Source organism: Chitinophaga polysaccharea (assembly GCF_902150045.1).
Lineage (GTDB): Bacteria > Bacteroidota > Bacteroidia > Chitinophagales > Chitinophagaceae > Chitinophaga > Chitinophaga polysaccharea_A.
Genome location: NZ_CABFVU010000002.1, coordinates 489,700 through 511,695, shown reverse-complemented (window position 1 = coordinate 511,695; position 21,996 = coordinate 489,700). Strand labels below are relative to the sequence as shown.

General features: G+C 46.4%; 14 protein-coding genes and 1 tRNA gene. 10 read left to right on the top strand and 5 right to left on the bottom strand.

What is annotated here, in order from left to right:
* Positions 1–1,500 (bottom strand): zinc-dependent metalloprotease, encoded by a 1,500-nt coding sequence (locus FN124_RS16660; RefSeq protein WP_142685922.1) that lies wholly within the window; start codon positions 1,498–1,500, stop codon positions 1–3.
* Positions 1,501–1,520: 20 nt separating this feature from the next.
* Positions 1,521–3,299, bottom strand: a complete 1,779-nt coding sequence (locus FN124_RS16655) for a type VI secretion system Vgr family protein (protein WP_142685921.1) — start codon at positions 3,297–3,299, stop codon at positions 1,521–1,523.
* An 812-nt stretch (positions 3,300–4,111) separates the two neighbouring features.
* Between FN124_RS16655 and FN124_RS16650 the strand changes: the two genes are divergently transcribed.
* Positions 4,112–6,067 (top strand): glycoside hydrolase family 97 protein, encoded by a 1,956-nt coding sequence (locus FN124_RS16650; RefSeq protein ID WP_142685920.1) that lies wholly within the window; start codon positions 4,112–4,114, stop codon positions 6,065–6,067.
* Between the two features lie 41 nt (positions 6,068–6,108).
* On the top strand, positions 6,109–7,005 hold the full coding sequence (locus FN124_RS16645) for a glycerophosphodiester phosphodiesterase family protein (protein ID WP_142685919.1): 897 nt from the start codon (positions 6,109–6,111) through the stop codon (positions 7,003–7,005).
* Positions 7,006–7,239: 234 nt separating this feature from the next.
* On the opposite strand, the gene FN124_RS16640 is transcribed toward FN124_RS16645, so the two are convergent.
* Both FN124_RS16640 and FN124_RS16635 read right to left on the bottom strand, forming a co-directional pair.
* The gene (locus FN124_RS16640) at positions 7,240–8,100 is read right to left on the bottom strand and encodes a TraB/GumN family protein (RefSeq protein ID WP_142685918.1); all 861 of its coding nucleotides are present in this window, start codon (positions 8,098–8,100) and stop codon (positions 7,240–7,242) included.
* A gap of 152 nt (positions 8,101–8,252) precedes the next feature.
* Positions 8,253–9,368 (bottom strand): suppressor of fused domain protein, encoded by a 1,116-nt coding sequence (locus FN124_RS16635; RefSeq protein WP_142685917.1) that lies wholly within the window; start codon positions 9,366–9,368, stop codon positions 8,253–8,255.
* A 97-nt stretch (positions 9,369–9,465) separates the two neighbouring features.
* Here FN124_RS16635 and FN124_RS16630 point away from each other — a divergent pair, with 97 nt between their 5' ends.
* The 8 genes from FN124_RS16630 to FN124_RS16595 all read left to right on the top strand — a co-directional run bounded on the left by FN124_RS16630 (position 9,466) and on the right by FN124_RS16595 (position 19,753).
* A complete protein-coding gene (locus tag FN124_RS16630) occupies positions 9,466–10,236 on the top strand; it encodes an NIPSNAP family protein (protein ID WP_142685916.1) in 771 nt (256 codons plus the stop codon).
* A gap of 255 nt (positions 10,237–10,491) precedes the next feature.
* A complete protein-coding gene (locus FN124_RS16625; protein ID WP_142685915.1) occupies positions 10,492–11,415 on the top strand; it encodes a family 2A encapsulin nanocompartment shell protein in 924 nt (307 codons plus the stop codon).
* Positions 11,402–13,051 carry a family 2A encapsulin nanocompartment cargo protein cysteine desulfurase gene (locus FN124_RS16620; protein WP_142685914.1) on the top strand — a complete coding sequence of 550 codons (1,650 nt, stop codon included), beginning with the start codon at positions 11,402–11,404 and terminating at the stop codon, positions 13,049–13,051. Before FN124_RS16625 ends, FN124_RS16620 begins: the two co-directional genes overlap by 14 nt.
* Positions 13,052–13,308: 257 nt before the next feature.
* A tRNA-Met gene (locus FN124_RS16615) sits at positions 13,309–13,380 on the top strand.
* 151 nt (positions 13,381–13,531) lie between these two features.
* Positions 13,532–13,951, top strand: a complete 420-nt coding sequence (yiaA, locus tag FN124_RS16610; protein ID WP_142685913.1) for an inner membrane protein YiaA — start codon at positions 13,532–13,534, stop codon at positions 13,949–13,951.
* 341 nt (positions 13,952–14,292) lie between these two features.
* Positions 14,293–14,571 carry a hypothetical protein gene (locus FN124_RS16605; RefSeq protein WP_142685912.1) on the top strand — a complete coding sequence of 93 codons (279 nt, stop codon included), beginning with the start codon at positions 14,293–14,295 and terminating at the stop codon, positions 14,569–14,571.
* A gap of 555 nt (positions 14,572–15,126) precedes the next feature.
* The gene (locus tag FN124_RS16600; RefSeq protein WP_142685911.1) at positions 15,127–18,102 is read left to right on the top strand and encodes a SusC/RagA family TonB-linked outer membrane protein; all 2,976 of its coding nucleotides are present in this window, start codon (positions 15,127–15,129) and stop codon (positions 18,100–18,102) included.
* A gap of 19 nt (positions 18,103–18,121) precedes the next feature.
* Complete coding sequence (locus FN124_RS16595; RefSeq protein WP_142685910.1) at positions 18,122–19,753, top strand: RagB/SusD family nutrient uptake outer membrane protein; 1,632 nt, start codon at positions 18,122–18,124, stop codon at positions 19,751–19,753.
* A 98-nt stretch (positions 19,754–19,851) separates the two neighbouring features.
* Here FN124_RS16595 and FN124_RS16590 read toward each other — a convergent pair whose 3' ends face one another.
* Positions 19,852–21,981 (bottom strand): alpha-ketoacid dehydrogenase subunit alpha/beta, encoded by a 2,130-nt coding sequence (locus tag FN124_RS16590; protein ID WP_260607475.1) that lies wholly within the window; start codon positions 21,979–21,981, stop codon positions 19,852–19,854.
* Positions 21,982–21,996 lie beyond the last annotated feature (15 nt).

Sequence of the window (21,996 nt, the reverse complement as noted above, 5' to 3'; positions counted from 1 at the left end):
CTAATAATTTAAAATTAAGCTCCGGTCCTGTCTCATGATATCCCACTGGAACTTGAAGAAAGAACGCATATTGTCTTTGGCATTGTACGGATTCAGGTTACCGTTTGTTTGCCAGGTATAATCCATGATATTGTCGGTATGTCCCTGGTAAAAAGTATAAGGCGGCGGCTTAAGCCCTGCCATGGGCGCTCCTGCACTGAACGTGTGTTGCAGGCCCAGCGAGTGGCCGGCTTCATGCAGCAGTGTACGCCGTTGATTCAGTCCGCTCAGGAATACTACAAAGGCATTTCCCCATACAAATTCCTTGATCACATCTCCATTGTCAGCAGCGGTGAGGCCATTAAAGCTGGCTGGCAAATCCGTGAGAAAAATATAGGTCCGTTTATTGGCATCGGCATTGATGCGGCCTCCGTTGGGTTTGTGCTGTCCGTATCTTTCATACAGCTTAATTACATCTTCAAGAAACTGTTGTTCATTAAACGATGCAGATCCTCCCAATACATTATTCCAGTAACTGGTAACAGTGCTGTCGGTAAAAGGTAGTACCCCTGTTTCGAAAACAGTATCTGTTTTAAGTTCCGCCCGGATGAGGGCCTGGTTATAGGAAGCCCTTTTGAACTGGTATTCCATATCTTTCACCAGCTGCTGATCGATGGAAGGAAGGCTGTTGGCCTGTGTACCAACTTTTACCAGGATCAGTTCCATTTTGGGAATGATGTGGTTATTGTACACCATCAGCTTGCCCACTTCTTCTTTCTTATTGCCCAATTTTGCAAATACTTTTATTTCTTCATGCTGCTGAAGAGGAGCATTGGTATTTACTACGTTCACAGCGCCTTTCAGCTTATAGTACTTGACTTTTACCCCTCCCGGCCGGTGGCGGGTTTGCAATCCGCTTCCCATTACTGCGGCAATATTTATTTTCTGCGGGGATATTTTGAGATTCGGATTTTTTGATTCGAAGATGATCTCTGTGCCATCATTGATCACTTCTTCTATTTCTTCCAGTTCAAGATCCAGCCTTGCGCCATCTTTGTTCATGGAAGAGCCATACTTGAATTGTTGCGAGGTAGTGTAAGGAAACAGTGATAACCATGCGGGATAATAGTCAACACCATATGGTTTCACAGGGTTCTCTACATCTTTCAGATACTCGCTTTTAGCGGCAGCTACGTCGCTTACCAGCGGCACGGTACTGTTACAGGGTTGGTTATTGTTATCGCGCTCAATATAAGTTAACGCATAAATGTATTCGTCCCTGAGCCAGTCGAACCCATATTCTCCTTTATATTCCGCCGGCCGTCTGAAGTGTACCAGGAATTTCTTTAGTTCCTTCTCTTTTGTTTCCGGTGCTTTATACTTATCATAAATAATTTTCTCTGTGCTCCGTAATTTTACCTGGCTGGCGGCATTCAAGCTGATATCTCCGTTAGTTGCATAGGTAGTTGACAGCTCGGAGCTTTCAACAATTGACTTTGCTATTGAGATGATACTTCCCATCTGTGGCTGGTTATGTGGGGTTAAAACATTTTCGCTTTATCGCCGCTCTTATTCACTATTTGTTTGGCGCTATGCATTTCAATATTCTCCTTAGTACTGCTCATGCTTACTTTCTCCGCTGTTTTCTCAATACTTTTAGCAGTACGCTGCAGTGTATCATCAGCTACTTCCTTAATATTGGCGGCGAGCAGGCTGAAGTCTTTCACCGCAGTTTGCGACAGATTTTTACCTGCGCTTACCTGTATATTTTCTTTTGCTGTAAAGCTGATGTTCTTAGCGTTGATAGTAATATTTTCCATTGCAGCGATGTTGATACTTTGGGCGCTGGTATCCATTGTTACAATATTCCCCGATTTATCTGTGATGGTAATACTCTCTGCCCCATCGGTATCATCCAGCCGGATGAGGTGCCCGCTGCGGGTTTTGATCACCTTCAGGTTATTTTGTGCATCCCCGAAACCGGTTTTGGCGTTCCCGTTATATACGGTGCCGAGTACCACCGGTACTTCAGGGTTGCCGCCTTCAAAATCTACCCATACTTCCTCCCCGGTTTCAGGTATAAAATAAAATCCTTTGTCGGTACCTCCATGCGGGGATACTAATCGTAACCATGGAGTGGATCCCTGTTGCTGCCATTGGAATTTTACCCTTATGCGGCCCAGTCCCTTTGGGTCGTTATTATCTGTTACCACAGCGCTTTGCGCTTCACAGAACGGTGTGCTGTACAGGTCTACCACCGGCATGGCGGCAGCCGCAGGAATGGCTTCAAATGTGTTTTTATACAGCCCGTTTTCCGTACAGTAATGGACCAGCTCTGTTACCACAAATTCACCATGATGCTCATTGGAAAGTACCGATTCATTCACTGTAATGATATCACCAATGCGTAATGCGCTCTGCTGGCTGGTACCTTTGAGCACCGCCATCCGGGAAAGCCTTCCTTTTTTTTGCGCCTGTGTATATTTATCCAGCTGCGACTTTGCACCTGTTCCAAACGACTGGTTCAGCTTATATTGTGATGTTTTTTTATAAAGACGTTCACTTATTTCTTTGAGGTGACTCGTATATACATCGGTGTTACCTGCAGGTACAGAAAGGGTATCGTTGCTTACTACCTGGCTTTGCCGGTAATCATATCCGTACAGCCGGCTGTTATTGGATTTCACAGTAAGATCAAGGTTAAACCCGATCAGGTCTACCTGATGGGTAAGCGTCGTTTTCTGTGGCCGGTAGTTTCCAAATATCACCTTTTCTCCATCATAAAAAAACCACTCCCCGAAACGGGCCGCGAGCCGCTCTATAAACTGGTAAGTGGTTTCTTTATACTGTACAATATATTTCAGGGTATCTGTATGCGCCGGATCTACCGCAGGTGATTTGGCGTAAGGTCCGCATCCTTTCAGGGCTTCAGTGACTATGGCCGACAAATTTTTCTGTTCATAACACGCTATGTTTTCATCATCCTCCAGCAGGATGGTAACACTGTGCCCTTTTATCACACAAAAACCGTGTGTGCCATCACTCTCTTTTCCCATACTGATACCATCAACAATACCGTTAAAATTCAGCGGCTTATACACAGCATTTAACTCAACAGGTTTTACAGAGATAGATATTTCCTTACCCAGGAATTCCTTACCGGCATTGAATAATCCTTTTCCCAGCTTAGTGAGCCAGTCGTACCCGATCATGATTTCAAAGCTATGATGGCCGCGGATAGTCTGATACAGGGTAAGGGAATGAAAAGAAGTAAACTGATGATCACCAATAGTAAATGAGGTGTGCGTATACAATGACATTTCGCAGCTTTTACGGTTTTAAATATGGTTACTACCTTTCTATCACTAAAGAAATGATATTGGGTAACTACTTCAGAAATCTGGAATTAATATCTGCTATTGCCATTAACGGGTTAAACACGCAACAGTAGATAAACATGGCTTTTATTATCAGGAACTAATATACAACAAGTGTCAGAATTTCAATCACTCCCCGCAAAAAAATAACGCCACCATACAACGAAATAAAAGAGCTCTGCCGTTAAATAATAATATGAATAGGACGCCTAATGTTACATACCCCGGCTGTTATACGCTATGGTAGTTATTCCCATGACGACGGCTTTCCAAGCTACCCTCCTGTAACCATGCATTGTTCCTGTCAGAAATATCTCCGCTGTAAAAACATTGCCCCTTCTCTTACGCGTATCCGGCCCGGAAAACTCCAAACTCCTGCAAGCAATATCTTTATCGCAATACCAGCAAATTTATCTAGTTAAAAACAAGAATAAATATATACCTCATTCAATATACCTGTATCTGAAAACATGCCGGGAAAATAAGGAAAAGCATCCCAGGTAAAAGCGGGCCGCAAACAAATGCTTATTCACCCGGCAATTCATGGGGCGCCAGCGTATTACCGGTATACGGCCAATGCATAAAAAATACGGCAATTTATCAACTATCGTAATACAGATAACAGGTTACGGCCTTGGAGATACCGTCTGTAATTTATCATGTAAAGTTTATAAAATAACGACTAATTTACCGCCCTCTTTCCCGGAACCAAACATGCCGGGGACCGCCCCGTAACTTTTATAAAAACTGAAACGATGAATCTGAAACGATGGATGCTTGCCTGGATAGCTATCACCGCTGGTATCACAGCGGGAGCACAGGATTACACCTTACAATCGCCCGATGGTAAAACCACCGTACGCATATCCGTAAAGGATAGTATACAGTATTCCTTATCCTACAACGGGAAACTGTTACTACAACCGGCGACTATTAGTGTAGCCACCTCCGTTAGTCCCGGCGGCAACTGGAAAGTGGCCGGTACCAAAACATCGGCAGTAACACAAACCCTCCGCCCTGTAGTAAAACAAAAAAGCACGTTTATTGAAGACCGTTATACCCAGTTGCAGATCAATTTTAAAAACCATACCTCGCTACAGTGGCGGGCATACAATAATGGTATTGCATGGCGCTGGCTTATTAACAACAAAGGCAACTGGCAGGTACTAAATGAACAGGCCGGCTTTGGCTTCCAGGCAAAAGACAGCGCCTGGTACCCGGTAGAAAGCGGGTTCTTTTCCCATAACGAGCGCCTTTATAAGAAACTGACCATAGACAGCATCCGTGGTGAAAAAGGCCTGGCCAGCCTGCCGGCACTGTTCAGTGTAAACGGTATTAAATTACTGATCACTGAAACGGCCCTCCTTAATTATGCCGGCATGTGGCTGCAAGGCAATGGTAGCAACACATTGGAAGTGGTATTCCCTCACTACCCTATTAATAAAAAGATCACTTCCGACCGGGATGAAGAAGTGGAAAGCAGGGAAAACTTTATCGCTAAAAAAGAGGGCGCATCCCAACTGCCCTGGCGTATTGTGATGATTGCACCAGAAGATAAAGACCTGCTGGTAAATGAACTTCCCTATCAGCTCGCAGAGCCGTCGGCCGGCGACTATAGCTGGGTGAAACCCGGTAAGGCCATCTGGGACTGGTGGAATGATAATAATATTTACCAGGTAGATTTCCGTGCCGGCATCAATACCGCCACCTACAAATACTATATCGACTTCGCCGCTAAATACAACCTCGAATACGTAGTGCTGGATGAAGGCTGGAGCGATACCCGCAATCTTCTTAAAACGGTGCCGGACATTGATATGGAGGAATTATCGCGCTATGCAGCTTCCAAAAATGTAGGCATCATCCTGTGGACTACCTGGCTGGCGCTGGATCAGCAGCTGGATGCAGCACTGGATCTCTTTGCCAAATGGAAGATCAAAGGGATTAAGGTCGATTTCATGCAACGCGACGACCAACAGATGGTACAGTATTATGAACGCGTGGCTAAAGCCGCTGCCGTACATAAAATGCTGGTTGATTTTCATGGCGCGCATAAACCGGCAGGACTACAACGTACATACCCCAACGTTATTTCCTTTGAAGGCGTATACGGACTGGAACAAAGCAAGGGCGATCAAAGTAAATCCATTGCGCCGGACCATAATGTTACCTTCCCCTTTATCCGTATGGCCGCAGGACCGGCAGATTATACGCCCGGTGCCATGCTCAACGCACAAAAGAGAGACTGGGCGCCTCATTTCAGTAACCCTATGAGCATCGGTACCCGTTGCCATCAGCTGGCCATGTACGTAGTGTATGAAAGCCCGCTGCAAATGCTGGCCGATAATCCTACCCATTATTACAAAGAACCTGAATGTATGCAGTTCCTGCAGGCAGTTCCCAGTGTATGGGATACTACTATTGCCTTGCAGGCCAGTGTGGGCAATTATATACTTACGGCCCGCAAGGCTGCTTCCGGCGATTGGTACGTAGGTGGCATGACTAACTTCACGCCGCGGACCCTGACGCTGGATTGCTCTTTCCTCCCGGATGGCAGCTATACCATGCATATCTGGAAAGATGGTATTAACGCCGACAGGAACGGACAGGATTATAAAATGGAACAGATTATCGTAGACAAACATTCAAAAGTACCCGTAGTAATGAATGTTGGCGGCGGATGGGCAGCAAGAATTGTGAAGCAACAATAAAATAACATTGCTGATAATCCATTTATATTCACTTTGCAACCATGAAACGTACTTTATTTCTGGCTGTTCTGGTAGGCCTGTTTACCAGCAATGCAACAGCACAACAATCAATAGATGTACAGGCACATCGGGGTGGAATGGCACTGATGCCGGAAAATACAATCCCTGCTATGATCAATGCAGTGAAGCTGGGCGCGAAAACACTGGAGCTGGACTGTATTATCACTGCAGACCACCAGGTAGTAGTATCGCACGACGCGTATATGTCGGCAGAATTTATGCGTAAGCCGGATGGCTCGGATATCTCAAAAGAAGAAGAAAAAAGTCTTGCGCTATATAAAATGTCGTACGATAGTATCCGGAAATATGATGCCGGCACCAAACCTCATCCCCGTTTTCCCCAACAGGAAAAAATGATGGTTCACCGGCCACTGCTCACCGATCTGATAGACAGCGTGGAGACGTATGTACAGGCACATCATCTCAAGCCGGTGTTTTATAACATGGAAACCAAAAGCTCCCCGGACGGGGATGGCATTTACAACCCTGGTCCGGCAGAATTTGTAGCCCGGGTAATGGAAGTTGTCAACAGGAAAAAAATAACGGCGCGTGTTATAATTCAATCGTTCGACATCCGTACACTCCAGGAGTTGCACCGCCGCTATCCTGCTCAGAAAACGGCTTTGCTGACAGGCAATAAAGACAGCTTCAGCGCAAATATTGAAAAGCTCGGTTTTATACCAACTATTTACAGTCCCAACTATCAACTGGTAACACCAGAGCTGGTAAAGGAGGCTCACAATAAAAAAGTAGCAGTAATACCCTGGACGGTAGATGATGAAAGCGAGTTAAAAAAACTGATCTCCTGGGGAGTAGATGGAATTATTTCCAATGCACCTGATAAACTGGTAAAGCTGGCAGGGAGCTACCAGCAATAGTGCGGATGTTGTCTGACTCACGATTAAACTGATTACAATGATTACCTGGATTTGATTATTTGGATTTTAAAGGATTTGGGGAGATGTAAGCGGTTCGCTTACATCTCCCCAAATCCTTTAAATCATTTATAAGATCTTAAAAAATCAAATCAGTTTAATCCTGAGTCAGACAACATCCGCGTTATTCATTTTCCTTAGAAATTCTTTTTCCTTGCTTTTCAAAAGGTGATAGCTTTAGTTCAAAATGGGTTTAACGGTATATCCTTTCTCTTTTAATAATTTAATCAATCCTATGGGGCCTCCAAGGTGTGCGCTACCTACCGCAAAAAAAGTACTTTCCTGTTTCATCATACCGGGCATTTTTTCTACCCAGTTTTTATTCCTTACTTCCAGCATCCAATGAATGGCATTTTCATCCATTTGATCAGGCGCGGTAAGGAGCGCGTACATATCTCCCAGATCCTCTGCTTTATAGGCCGTTACCAGTTTATCAGTGTTTATGCTGCTGCTGTCGAAAGCCTTTACCTGGTCTGCCACCTGCTTGTCGGTATAGGATTTCAGCAGGTATCCCACCTGTTCTTCCAATGCTTCCAGGTAACCGATATTCTTTTTATCTGCCTGCGCCATTTCTATAAAAGCAGTTTCATAAGATTTAAGCTCCTCACATGGAAACGATTTCATGGCCAATAGTGAAATAGCCGCCACCAGCTGGTAGTTTTCAAACGGCGCCAATGGTACGCCACATTTCGCTTTCATAATGGAATCCACGATATGGTAATCTGAGGCAGACAACCTTTTACTTAAAGGCACATCGGTGGTCATTGCTTTGGCCATAATCGTGTTGATATTGGGATCAAGGATATTGGCTTCTATGACCAGCTGATCTGATTGATGTAATGCCTTTTTTGTCTTCTCCGTTACTTTAAAATCATTTTCACAGATCATATGAATAGTACCGTATAAATAAGAAGGTTTAACCAGCCCGTTGCCGCTGATTTCCCACAATAATGATTTATCCTGCGCAGCTGCTTTACCCGCAGATAAGCCGGCGATTACCACTATTGCTGCTGTAATATTTTTGAAGATGTTTTTCATGTGCTTTTGATTTTCTTTCCGGATTAGTAGGCCATGGAATCATTTTGTTACAAAATATTTCAACTTTTTCTCAAAAAACCTCTAATTCCACCACCGGTAAATAAAACAGCCTGCCTTACAGCAGGCTGTTATGTATAAAAAAGAGGTCCCTGTTAGTCCGATGGCAGTTCCGCGCGCCGCGTAACGAGGTGGCTCAGGTTATGTTGAATCATTTTCTCCAGCAGGTCGTAGCCTGCATTGGGCCGTGAATGGGCATATTCCCTTTCCAGTTTGGTAATAGGCGCCAGCCAGTACAGGTTCACCTTATCGCCATATACCTCCGGCAGCCCTATAGCGGGGCCATTATACAAAGCCGACGACACTACCACGCTTTCGAAAGGCTCCGGCAGTTCATCCGAGCTTACCGTGTGGCCTTCGCCGAGCCAGGTGATCTGTTTCCAGGGCCTGTCTGCCATACCGGACATGAGGCCGGCCATCGCCATGATCTCTTTATCTGTAAAATCTTTTTTACTAACTGCCATCGCCAGTTCCATGCGGCGGAATCCCGGGGAACGGTCGTTGTACAGCAGTTCCACCCAGGGCATCGGGCGGATGCTTATTCCCAGGGTGAGGAGGTACACCACGTCATCTTTTTCAAATTTGCCCAGTGCCATTGGCGGCCATTGCCCTCCATCAATAGCATAATACTGCTGAATAGGCCCGAATACTGCCTCATAGGCCTTTATATATTGATCCTGCAGGATGCTCCAGGCCTGGCTGGCTTCACCTTCCCAGTCTTTCCAGAAAGCTATGGCCTGGTCTACCCGTTCATACATGGCGTTAGCGCCGCGTTTTCCCAATGGCATCAGCCGGTCGTTATCGCCGGCGCCTATACAATCAGCAGCATAGGCCACTGCATGTTCATCATTATAAAGGCTCCAGCCGGGTATTACACCCAGTATTTCGTTGTCGTATAATACTGCTGCCCCATCTCCCTCTTCCATCCATACAATGGTGATCCGTTCTTTTTCCAGCGGTTCACTGCCTTGCGGATGCCGGCAGTAGGCCGCTTCCAGCATAGGCGCCATCCCTTCTTTCATGGCAGCCACGTCTTTCTTTTCCGGCGCAGGGCCAAGGTTCCGCAGCCAGCATGGGCGCGGGGAATACTTAGTGGTCAGTAATTCCGAAGGATACAGGTAAAAATAAGCTACCCTGTCGTCCTGTTCCACTACGGCATATAAAGTTCCTCTGTTATTAGGCTGTTCTATTAACATAACCGGCTCAGACATAAGTACATTTTTAAGTCCGCAAAAATACAGTATTCTAAAGCATCACTATAATTCCTGCTCCATTTGCTGTATTTTGTCTGGTATATAATTAATTTTTATGAAGATATATTCCACATTGCTAATGGCACTCCTGGTACTTTGTTCCGTTACACTCACGGCCAAAGAAAGACAATTTTACCAGATCAAGATCTATCATCTGAAAACAAAAGAACAGGAAGCTTTGGTAGATAATTACCTGGAAAAAGCATTTCTTCCCGCGCTGCACCAGGCGGGTATCAAACAGGCCGGCGTTTTCAAACCGGTTACACCTGATACGGCCGACCTCCGGATCTATGTGCTGATTCCCTTCCAGTCGCTCGAACAATTTGTTAACCTGGATAAAACCCTGGCATCCAGCAAAGCATTCAGCACTAACGGGAAAGATTATACAGATGCCGCCTGGAACAATATTCCTTACACCCGTATAGAATCCATCCTGCTACAGGCATTTCCCGGGATGCCCGTACTGGAGGCGCCTTCCTTAACGGCTCCCAAACAGGAACGGGTATACGAATTACGGAGTTATGAAAGCCCTTCCGAAAAGTATCATATCAATAAAGTAAAGATGTTTAATACCGGCGATGAAATCGGCATTTTCCGGAACCTTCACTTTAACGCGGTATTTTATGCTACTGTTATTTCAGGCTCCCGCATGCCTAACCTTATGTACATGACCACTTTCAATAACAAGGAAGACCGTGATGAGCACTGGAAGGCATTTAGTGCAGATCCGAAATGGAAAGCCCTTTCAGCGATGGAAGAATACAGTCACAATGTATCAAAATCAGATATCCTGTTCCTGCGGCCAACAGACTATTCAGACCTTTAGTAAAACATGTGGCGGGCAGCATACCCGCCACATGTTTTTATGATGTTATTTCCCCATTCTCTCCCCACTGTTTTCAGTATTTAACCCTTCTCCGCGTTACAGGGCTCTCCGGTTAAAAAATCCGGCTCAATAATTAAACAAAAAGGCTTAATTTAACTTCCATTATACCCACCAGCAGAATGGAAAATGAGCCACCACACATTTTTCTTCCCTGCAATCAAGACTACATTTTTAAAATTCAAAAACTGATCCCCCATGGCTGATGAAACTCAACAGAAAGTACAGACTGCCCTTGGCGACGTTGCCGCAAGACAACTGGCAATTGCCACCCGCACGGTACCACAAATGTCCAGCATTACTCCCCGCTGGCTAACCCGGTTAATGAGCTGGATCCCCGTAGAATCGGGCGTATACAGGCTTAACAAAGTAAAAGATGAAAGCAATGTAACCGTAGATTGCTCCGGAAGGGATGAACGCGAGCTTCCCCAAACCTACGTGGATTACATCGACAATCCCCGCGAGTATAACCTGAGCGCCGTGAACACGGTGCTGGATGTACACACCAGGGTATCAGACCTCTACAGCAAACCTTACAACCAGATCAGCGAACAGTTGCGGCTGATCATTGAAACAATTAAGGAACGCCAGGAGAGCGAACTAATTAACAATAAGGAGTATGGCCTGCTGAACAGCGTAGTAGCGTCGCAGCGAATTAAAACCCGTACCGGCGCCCCTACGCCCGACGACCTGGATGAACTCATCACCAAAGTATGGAAGGAACCGGGGTTCTTTTTACTGCACCCGCTTACCATTGCCGCTTTTGGCCGTGAATGTACCCGGAGGGGCGTTCCGCCACCTACCGTTTCCCTGTTTGGCTCCCAATTCATCACATGGCGTGGCATCCCGTTGATCCCATCCGATAAAGTGCCTGTTGAAAACGGCAAATCAAAGATCATTCTGCTGCGTACCGGAGAAAGCAGGCAAGGGGTAGTTGGATTATACCAGCCTAATCTTCCCGGTGAACAATCGCCCGGTTTATCCGTACGCTTTATGGGCATTAACCATCAGGCCATTGCTTCTTATCTCGTATCCCTGTACTGTTCACTGGCAGTATTGGTAGACGATGCCATTGCTGTATTGGATGATGTAGAAATAGGCAAGTACCATGAATACAAATAATTTCCAACCAGATGGATTACCGGATATTGCTGCATTGGAAAAACTGGCCAACCAGTTGTTTTCCTCTTTGCAATCCGGTAATGATGTACCCTCCACGGGCTATGCATCAGCTGCTCCCATCCAGGACCCGCTACTGCAGCAGGGAAGCGTAACAGATGTTACGCAGGCGCCAACCAGCTTACCGGATCCTCATTTCTCCGGCAACGGCGGCATTCCCGCTTCCGTAGCAGGCAGCGGTATTTCGCCGTCTGCGCTTAAACAACCGGCAACGGCCTACGATCCGTCTTTTGAACAGGAACTGCAACGCGCGCTGAAAAGTATACCCTCATCATCTTATACGTCCCAGCTGCCTTCTGCAGGAACTTCCTATTACTTCTTACCGGAAAAAACAGCCGGGATCACCGGCGCAACCCAGCCGCCGCTGGATATTAACCGCGTAAGGGCAGACTTCCCGGTATTGCAGGAACATGTGAATGGCCACCGGCTAATCTGGCTGGATAACGCCGCCACCACGCAAAAACCGCGAAGCGTAATTGAGAGGATCAGTTATTTTTATGAACACGAAAATTCAAACATCCACAGGGCTGCTCACGAACTGGCTGCACGCGCCACAGATGCCTACGAAGGTGCCCGGGAAAAAGTAAGGGCCTTCCTAAATGCAGCATCTGTCAATGAAATTGTATTTGTGCGCGGCGCCACGGAAGCCATCAACCTGGTAGCCAAAAGCTGGGGTGAGCAATTCCTGCAGGCGGGCGATGAAATTATTCTGAGCCACCTGGAGCACCATGCCAACATAGTCCCCTGGCAACAGCTGGCTGCAAAAAAAGGATTACAGATAAAGGTAATCCCGGTAGATGAAGATGGGCAGATCATATTGTCTGAATATCAAAAACTGCTTGGCCCTAAAACAAAGCTGGTATCCTTCACGCAGGTGTCCAACGCCCTGGGTACTGTTACTCCTGTACAGCAGATAGTGGAACTGGCTCATCAGGCCGGCGCAAAGGTACTGGTAGACGGCGCTCAGGCAGTATCGCATATGCGCGCAGATGTGCAGCGGCTTAACTGCGACTGGTACGTATTTTCCGGACATAAGGTTTTTGGTCCCACCGGCATCGGCGTGTTGTACGGTAAGGAAGCATTACTGAATGAAACACAACCCTGGCAGGGCGGCGGAAATATGATCAAAGATGTAACCTTTGAACATACGCAGTATCATGCAGCCCCCTGGCGCTTCGAGGCCGGTACCGGTAATATAGCCGATGCCGTAGGACTGGGAGCAGCCATCGACTATGTAAATCATATAGGCATTGATGTTATATACCAGTATGAACATCACCTGCTTGTATATGCTACACAGCTGCTGAAGGAAGTGCCTGGTTTGCGATTAATAGGCACGGCTCCCGACAAAACAAGCGTGTTGTCTTTTGTATTTAAAGATTTCACTACCGAGCAGGTAGGGGCCGCCCTCAACCAGGAAGGGATTGCTGTAAGATCAGGCCATCATTGCGCTCAGCCAATTCTTCGCAGGTTTGGCGTGGAAAGCACCGTAAGGCCGTCGCTGGCATTTTACAACAGCTGCGCGGACATCGATACCCTGGTAAATACCCTGTTGAGATTACGCAGGAGCCGGATATAATTTTTTTTTGTGAGAAGAGATGATCAGCTGTTCGCTTATTTCCAAACAACTGGTCATCTCTTCTTCAAAAAAATCTCATCTCACAAAAAGAAAAACAGCAATACCACAACGGCCCAAAACGAGCCACAGCACTATATTACACTCGTTTTAATTTCCTTCTGAAAAATATCACTCCCCTGAAACATGCGGCTGTGCTCATAAAAAACAACATTTAAATTTTGCGGTTTAAATTATTTACCTACATTTGCACCTCACATTGCGAGGTAGAGCAGAGGTAGCTCGTCGGGCTCATAACCCGAAGGTCAGTGGTTCGAATCCGCTCCTCGCTACAAAAATGAAAGTCCTGTACACACGTGCAGGACTTTTTTTATAGGTCGGCAGATCAAAAAATAAATAGTATTATTACAGCAGGCAATCAATATACTGAAAGCAGTTTTGTTAGCCATCAACCCAATCCCTAAATAAAATTTTATTTAATCAATGAAACAAAAACCTTCAATGGCATTTGTTGCCGCCTCCTGGGTGGCCGTATTTGCAGGCATCCTGGGCTTTATCATTGGCCTGTGGAATGCATCCACTATGCAGCTGAATGAAAAAGGGTATTACTTCACCGTGCTGATGTACGGCCTGTTTTCCGCCGTATCTGTACAGAAGTGTGTACGCGACAGGCTCGAAGGCGTTCCGGTAACAGATATTTATTATGGTCTCAGCTGGGTGTCGATGCTGCTCACTATCCTGCTGCTTACCATCGGCTTATGGAACGCTACCCTTGCGCCAAGTGAAAAAGGTTTTTATGCCTTCGCATTTCTGCTGAGCGTTTTCGGCGCCATTACCGTTCAGAAAAATACCCGCGATACCCAGGCGGCGAAAGCCTCCGGCACAGCGAATGATATTCAATAGTTTCTTCAACAGGAAGGCCGCTAAGCAGCCTTCCTGTTATTTCCCCTTCCTCTTTTTCCGGATTCTATAAATACTTTTCCTGAATCGATTTCAGACGCAATTGATGCAATGCTACCTTTGCATCACCCCTCTGTGCCGCGCTGAATTACCAGTAAGCGCCTTCACAGGTATAAGATTCATCTATCCATGACACCCTGGTAATATATCTGCAAAGTGATTAACTGGCTTCCAGTTAATCACTTTGTTCTTTCCTGCTGCTATATGAAATACTTCCGTATAATACTTACCAGCGCTCTCCTGTACACTATTATGTAGACAAACTGCTGCTCACCTATAGCGCTTTGCAAACAAAAGAAAATATAACTGCACGGCTGGAAAAGCTCTATACCAAAATGGCCGTTGTTACTGACTATACTGCATCGGAAGATTTCATTGAAGATGTAAAGCTGGTAATAGATAATATGGGCCGGGTAGACCCATCTCTTAACAACAATGACCTGAATGCCCGCCGGATGGCGGTTTGGTTAGTTTCTTTCTGGGCCCGGCGGTATAATGAAGGTAACCAGCAAACCGTTTATGAGATCCTGAAAGAAATCAGTGATATGTATGGCGGCGATTAATTCCCCGCGGATTTCATTTCCTGCATCTCAAAAAAAAATGTTAAAAATCATTTCATTTAATACAAATAAATACTACTTTTATTCCGTGGCAGGAGAAAATGTGTGGTATAATCTGACTTGTTATTTCAGAAAAGATTCCAGTGAATCTTTTTTTTGAACCTATTGCTAAATCGATTTTTTTAATAGGTACTATGATAAACACCGGGAAATCCATGTATGACACACCCGCGTATGAAGAAAAAAATATAGTAATTGAAATGTATTCCAGGTAAAAGCTAATTGAAACTTGTTATTTTGATTGTTTGCTAAATCGATATACTACTGTATAAAGTAAGTACTGTAAGGAATCGTACATTTTGCTTATGCGAATATAAGGGAACCATTGCCTGTCCGACGGAAACCGGGCAGCATCTTCAGCAGAAGATATTTTTCACAATTAAATGAGTAAACCAGCATCTGAAAAATTTTAAAAAATAGCCTGCAGGCTTATTGCTAAATCGTTTTTTCAATAAGCGACACCGGCTTTTCTTTATTAACCAACTTCAATTAATTGATATGCACAAACGATCCACGTTTTGGGCACGGACCTGCTTTGCCAGTATGGTACTGATGCTCTTCTCGCTGTTCGCCTTCTCACAGGGCAAAAATGTATCCGGAAAAGTAACGGATGCCAACGACAACACGGCTATTCCCGGCGTATCTGTTCAGATCAAAGGGACCAGCTCCGGTACCATCACCAAAGCCGACGGTACCTTCAGCTTACAGGCGCCTGAAAATGCTGTGCTGATATTCACTTTCGTCGGCTATCTTCCACAGGAAGTGCCTGCATCCGCTTCCGCTATGAACATTAAACTGGCAGCATCTGTAAAATCGCTGCAAGACGTAGTAGTAGTGGGTTATGGTACACAAAAAAGAAATGAAGTAACTACTTCAGTGGCTACCGTAAAAGCAGAAAATTTTAACCAGGGCGGCTCCCGCTCCCCTATGGATCTGATCCAGGGTAAAGTGGCCGGCTTATCTGTTACCAGAACACAGGGCAACAACCCCAACAGCGGCGCTTCCATACAAATCAGGGGCATTAGCTCCGTATCCGGGGATATGAACCCGCTGATCGTAATTGATGGTATTCCCGGCGGTAACCTCGACCTATTGCAGCAAGATGACATCGCCACCTTCGATGTACTGAAAGATGGTTCTGCGGCGGCTATTTATGGTACCCGCGGTAATAACGGGGTAATTCTCATCACTACCAAAAAAGGTAAAGCCGGGGATCCGCAATATACCTACTCTACTTACCTGCAACGCGAAGCTGTTGCCAAAAGGCCAAGTATACTGAGTGCTGCAGAATATGTAAAAGTAGCCGGTGCAACCAACAACCAGGGCGCCGATGTAGATATGTATGATCTTCTGCTCGACAAAAACAACCTCAGTCATTATCACAACTTCGCAGCCTCCGGTGGTACTGCAAACAGCAATTACCGCGCGTCCCTTTACTACAACGATGCCAACGGTATTGCTATCGAAAACGGCCGCAAACAATATGGAGGAAGGGTGAATGTAAACCAGACCGGTTTACAGGGCATGCTCACCATGCAGTTCAACCTGGCAGGTAATTTCAGCAAAGCCAACTTAAACGGTGGTAACAGCGGTGGCGGAGATAATAAAGCCGGTAACGCAGGCGCCGATTTTGAGCAGGCAGTACAACGGAATCCTACCGCTCCCATCTTTGGCCCTGATGGTAAATATGTGGAAACAAATGGTTTCAATAACTATAACCCACTGGCCCGTTTACGGCAGGAATTATATGACAGGGATCAAAAAACCTATTCGGGAGATGTACGCCTGACACTGGAGCCTATACATGATCTGAAATTTTCTGCTTTCGGCGCTATTGTCCGCGACGAATATACCGACCGCCAGTATAAAATGAAGGCCTCCCGCTCTTCCATTCAGGACTTCCAGGGTGGCGGTTATGCGTATAAAGCCAATTCCGCCGCTATGGACAAAACCTTTGAGGCTACGGTCGACTACACAAAAACAGTCGCCTCAGACCATACATTCAATGTGCTCGGCGGCTACAGCTATCAATACAGCACGCTGGAAAAGTATTCCATGGATAATAATGGTTTCCTCACCGATGCGTTTGAAGACTGGAACATTTCTGCAGGTAACGCATTAAATGATCCCAAACTTCCCCGCCCTTCACAAAGCAGTAACAAGGTAGATAATACCCTCATTGCGTTCTTTGGCAGGTTGAACTATAACTACAAACAGAAATACATGTTGCAGGCTATCCTGCGCCATGAAGGCTCTTCCCGTTTCGGCGCCAATTACAAGTGGGGTAACTTTCCCGCTGTATCTGCAGGATGGGTGATTTCAAAAGAAGCCTTTATGCAGGACATCACTGTAATCAATAACCTGAAACTCCGCGCAGGCTATGGTATTACCGGTAACCAGGGCATTCCCAACTATCAATCGCTCATCACCTTGGGAACAGGTGGCGCTTACCTTCAGTACGGTAAATGGATCCAGACTTACGGGCCTAATAAAAATCCGAACCCGGACCTGAGATGGGAAAAAAAGAAAGAATTCAACGTAGGTGTTGACTTCTCCGTGCTGCAAAGCAGGATCGGCGGTTCCATTGATGTGTACAGCCGCAGAACACAGGATCTGTTATTCAACTACACCGCACAGCTGCCTTCCAACATCCTGGATAATATCTTTACCAACGTAGGTGAGATCTCCAACAGCGGGGTGGAAGTAGTGATCAATACCGTACCGGTAAAAACCAAAGATTTTACCTGGAACAGTGATATCGCCTTCAATTCCCAGCGGAATAAAATGGTGTCATTCTCCAACCAGATCTATAAAGCCACTGAACAGTATTATGGAGATCTCCCTTCTCCGGGTAACCTTGGCCAGGCCATCCGCGTAGTAGAGGGCGGTCCGCTGGGTACTTTCTACGGCTATCGCTACGCCGGTCTTACCGACGATGGCAAATGGCTGTTCTACAAAAAAGACGGCAGCAAAGCCACTACTTCCCAAATCAATCCGGACGATAAAACAGTGATCGGAAATGGTATTCCAAAGTACATGGCTTCCTGGAACAATACTTTCCGTTACAAAAACTTTGACCTGAGTATTTTCCTCCGCGGCAAATTCGGTTTCGATATCCTGAACCTGCAGGATATGTACTTCGGTAACAAAAAATGGACACCGAATAACATGTTATCGTCTGCCATCGGTAAAAATGCCAAGCTGAACGATGATCCCCAGTTCTCAGATTACTACCTGGAAAAAGGAGATTTTGTAAAACTGGATAACATCACCCTCGGTTATAATTTCAAACTGAAAACCAAATATATCCGCAACCTGCGTGTATATGCCAGCGGCCGTAATATTGCCACCATTACCAAATACAGCGGTCTTGATCCTGAGCTGCAGGATACTGCGCTGGATTCCGGTATAGATGGAAGAGGATTTTATCCACGTACCCGCTCCTATACTATCGGATTGAACCTTGGATTTTAAAAGCAACAAATTGTAACGTATGAAAAAAAGTAATGCATATATCAGCGCAGCCTTGCTGGCTCTCGGATTGAGTGCCTGCACCAAGCTCGATGAAAAACCATACAGCGAAATTATTTCAGATAACTTTTATAGTAATAAAGAAGAAGTACTGTCTGCCGTACTGCGCCCGTTTACCCATGCCGGCGCATGGGCTGCACCTACAGGTCAAACCGGTTACTGGCGCCTGCAGGAACTATCTGCCGACCAGCTGGCATGGCCACAGAAAGGCAGGCACGGCTATGATGGCGGTAACTGGATCCGCCTGCATAACCATACCTGGATTGCGAATGAAGACAATGCCTGGAATCCGTGGCGACTGATGTTCTGGGGCGCAGGTTTCTGTAATAATACGCTGAAAGATCTGTCGGCTATGGACTTTGCCAAAATTGGTATGACCAATGAAGACAAAGCCTCATTTATTGCAGAAACAAAAGTAGTGCGTGCCTGGCATTACCTGAAACTGATGGACCTGTATGGTAACATTCCCATCGTAACAGAAGTAGGCGAGCCGGCATCTCCGGCTACCAAATCCCGTAAAGAGGTATTTGAGTTTGTTGAAAAAGAGCTCAAAGAAAATGTAGAACTGTTGAAGCCACTATCTGCAGATATGGTGGGCCGCGCTACCAAAGCAGGCGGCTATGCCATGCTGGTGGAACTGTATCTCAACGCACAGGAATGGACAGGTACTCCACGCTGGGACGACTGCATTACCTATTGCAACAAGATCATTGCCGGCGACGGCGGTTCCCTGAGCGGCGCTGTGCCGGCACTGGAACCGGATATTTTCCGTGCTTTTGCCAACAACAACAATACCTCTCCGGAAAACCTGTTCCAGCTTGCCTATGACCTTAGAGCAGGTAACTCCCGCTTTGGTTGGCAAGGTGATTTCTGGCACTACCGTCAACGCCAGATCTATAACGCTGATGTAGATGGAAACAACAGTATCGTTGTTATTCCTACTGCTTATGATGCGTATAAGGACAATGACCTCCGCAAGCAGAAATGGATGCTGATCGGACCTCAGAAAAAAGATCCGGCACTGCGCACCAGCGTTGGCGACAGCCTGGTACTCGGTACAGAAGAATACAACGGTAAACCGCTTGTTTTTGTAAAAGAGATCCGCAGGAATTCTGAAGGTGCAAGCGGCGCCGGTGGTATGACGCAGGGTGAAGAAAACAGCGGTGCACGTTTCGCTAAATATGTACCCGGCAAACAAGACGATCCTAATTACTGGGGCAACGACTTCGTATTATATCGCTTAACAGAAATCTATTTCAACAAGGCTGAAGCATTGATGAGAAAAAATAATGGCATTGCTACACAGGAAGCTGTTGATCTTATCAACACCTGTAAGAAAAGGGCATTCAAGCCGGAAGACTGGGCCGCTGAAGCATATACTGCTACCAGTCTCACCATGAACGAGCTGCTCGCAGAAAGAGGCCGTGAGTTCATCTTTGAAGGCAAACGCCGCTCAGACCTGATCCGTTTTGGCAAGTTCACTACCGGCAGCTGGTGGGATCATCAACCATCTGCTGATAAGTACAAGCTGTTCCCGATTCCGTTTAAACAAACAAGTATTAATCCTAACCTGGTTCAAAACCCGGGTTACTGATAAACTGATTTGGGTGAGAAGCAGTAAACGGCTTCAACCCCGGATGCGGAAAACCCAACGGCCGTCTCTTCACTGAGATGGCCGTTTCTTTTTTGTATTTAATAAGCAAGTAATTCGTCGATAGCCGCAGCTACTTTTGCAGGCGTTGGCAGCATTGCAGCCTCCAGGCCGGTATTCAGCGGAACGGCCGGCAGGTCCAGCGCTCCAAGTGTAAATACCGGGGCATCAAGGAACCGGAAACATGTTTGCTGTATACGTCCGGCCAGTGCCTGGGAAAAAGAGTTATTCAGTTGTTCTTCTGTAAGGATCAGGCATTTCCCATGTTGCTTCACCATTTCATATACCAGTTCTTCATCCATTGGGAAAAGTGTGCGAAGATCTACAATAGTTACCTGCCCCGGATATTTTTGAGCAGCCGCTTTAGCCCAATATACTCCCATACCGTACGTGATAATACAAACTGTATTTCCCTGCGCGGTATCCTTAGGATGCGCATGTTGTATAATATTTCCTTTCCCCAATGGCAACACATAATCTGCTGCGGGCTCAATTGTCATGGCATCCAGTGTTCCCGGCACCTTGCTCCAGTATAACCCTTTATGTTCCAGCATAACAACCGGGTTGGGATCGAGGAACGCCGCCTTCATCAGGCCTTTCATATCCGCGGCATTGGAAGGGTACACTACTTTAATACCCTTGATGCTTAGCAACGTGGATTCTATGCTGCCTGAATGATAGGGCCCTCCCCCGCCATATGCCCCGATGGGCACACGGATAAGGGTTTGTACCGGGAATTTGCCATTACTCAGGTAACACGATTTTGAAATTTCCGTTACCAGCTGGTTAAATCCCGGGTAAATATAATCGGCAAACTGTACTTCCACTATGGGTTTTACGCCTGCGGCAGACAGGCCGGCAGTAGCCCCTATAATATACGCTTCCTGTATCGCGGTGTTATATACGCGGTGTGCCCCGAATTTTTCACCCAATGTCGCCGCTTCCCGGAAAACGCCTCCCAGTCTTACGCCCACATCCTGCCCAAACAAAATAGCTTCCGGGTATTGTTGCATAATTTCTTCCACCGCATGCAAAGCGGCATCCACCATTATTACTTTGGATTTGCCCACAGGTGAACGGGTACCGCTTTCCGTTGTTATAGCGGCCGGCGCAAATACGTGTTCCTGCACTGTTTCAGGCAACGGATCCGGTGCCTGTACCGCTTTATTGAAAGCAGCCTGTATATCACTGGCCGCCGTTTTTTCAATTTCATCCAGTTGAGAAGCACTTACCCCGTGTTTCAATAAAAGCGCCTTTAGTTTGGGAACAGGGTCATTGGCAGCATGCTTCTCCAGGTCTTCCGCGGTGCGATACCATTCTTTCCGCACGCCGGAGGTATGATGTCCCAGCAAGGGTACGTTGGCCTGCACCAATATTGGGCGTCGCTCATGTCTTACGTAACTGATGGCTGTTTCCATAGCGGCATAACTGGCGGTAAAATCGCTGCCATCCACCTGCATGCGCTCCAGTCCTTTGAAACCGGCCGCATATTCATACGCATCCATTGTTCTTACTTCTGCTGCTGTGGCCGAAATGCCCCATTCGTTGTCCTGTACCAGATAAATCACCGGCAACTGTTTCAGTACTGCAAACTGCAGGGCCTCGCTCACTTCTCCTTCTGTAACGCTGCCATCTCCAAGGGAGCACAGCACGATGGGCAATTCTCCATCAGGGCCTCTTTTCAGCAGGGAGGAATGGATTTGCTCCAGGTATTGCACACCCTGGGCTATACCGGTGGCAGGGATCACCTGCATACCGGTGGCGCTGCTCTGGTGCGGGATCTGCGGCTTATTAGCCTCTTTACTGTTGGGGTGACTGTAATAAGATCTTCCGGCGGAAAAAGGATCATCTGCTTTCGCCAGCAGCTGGAGCATTAATTCATAGGGAGTGAAGCCCATGGCAAGGAGCATGCTCTCATCCCGGTAATAGGGGCTCACAAAGTCCCAGGGCCGTAACTGTAGTCCCGTGGCTATTTGTATGGCTTCATGCCCCCGGGAAGTAGAGTGAACATATTTGCAGATGGACCTGTTTGCCTCATAGGTAGCGGCCATACTGCCGGCTTCGCACATCAATCGCCAGGCTGTAAGTAATTCAGTCCGTTCGCCGGTATTACCACCTGTATTGGAGGCAGGCGTTTTAAAAGTTGAAACGCTTGTGCTATCTTTAAACACAATAAGACTGTTTTG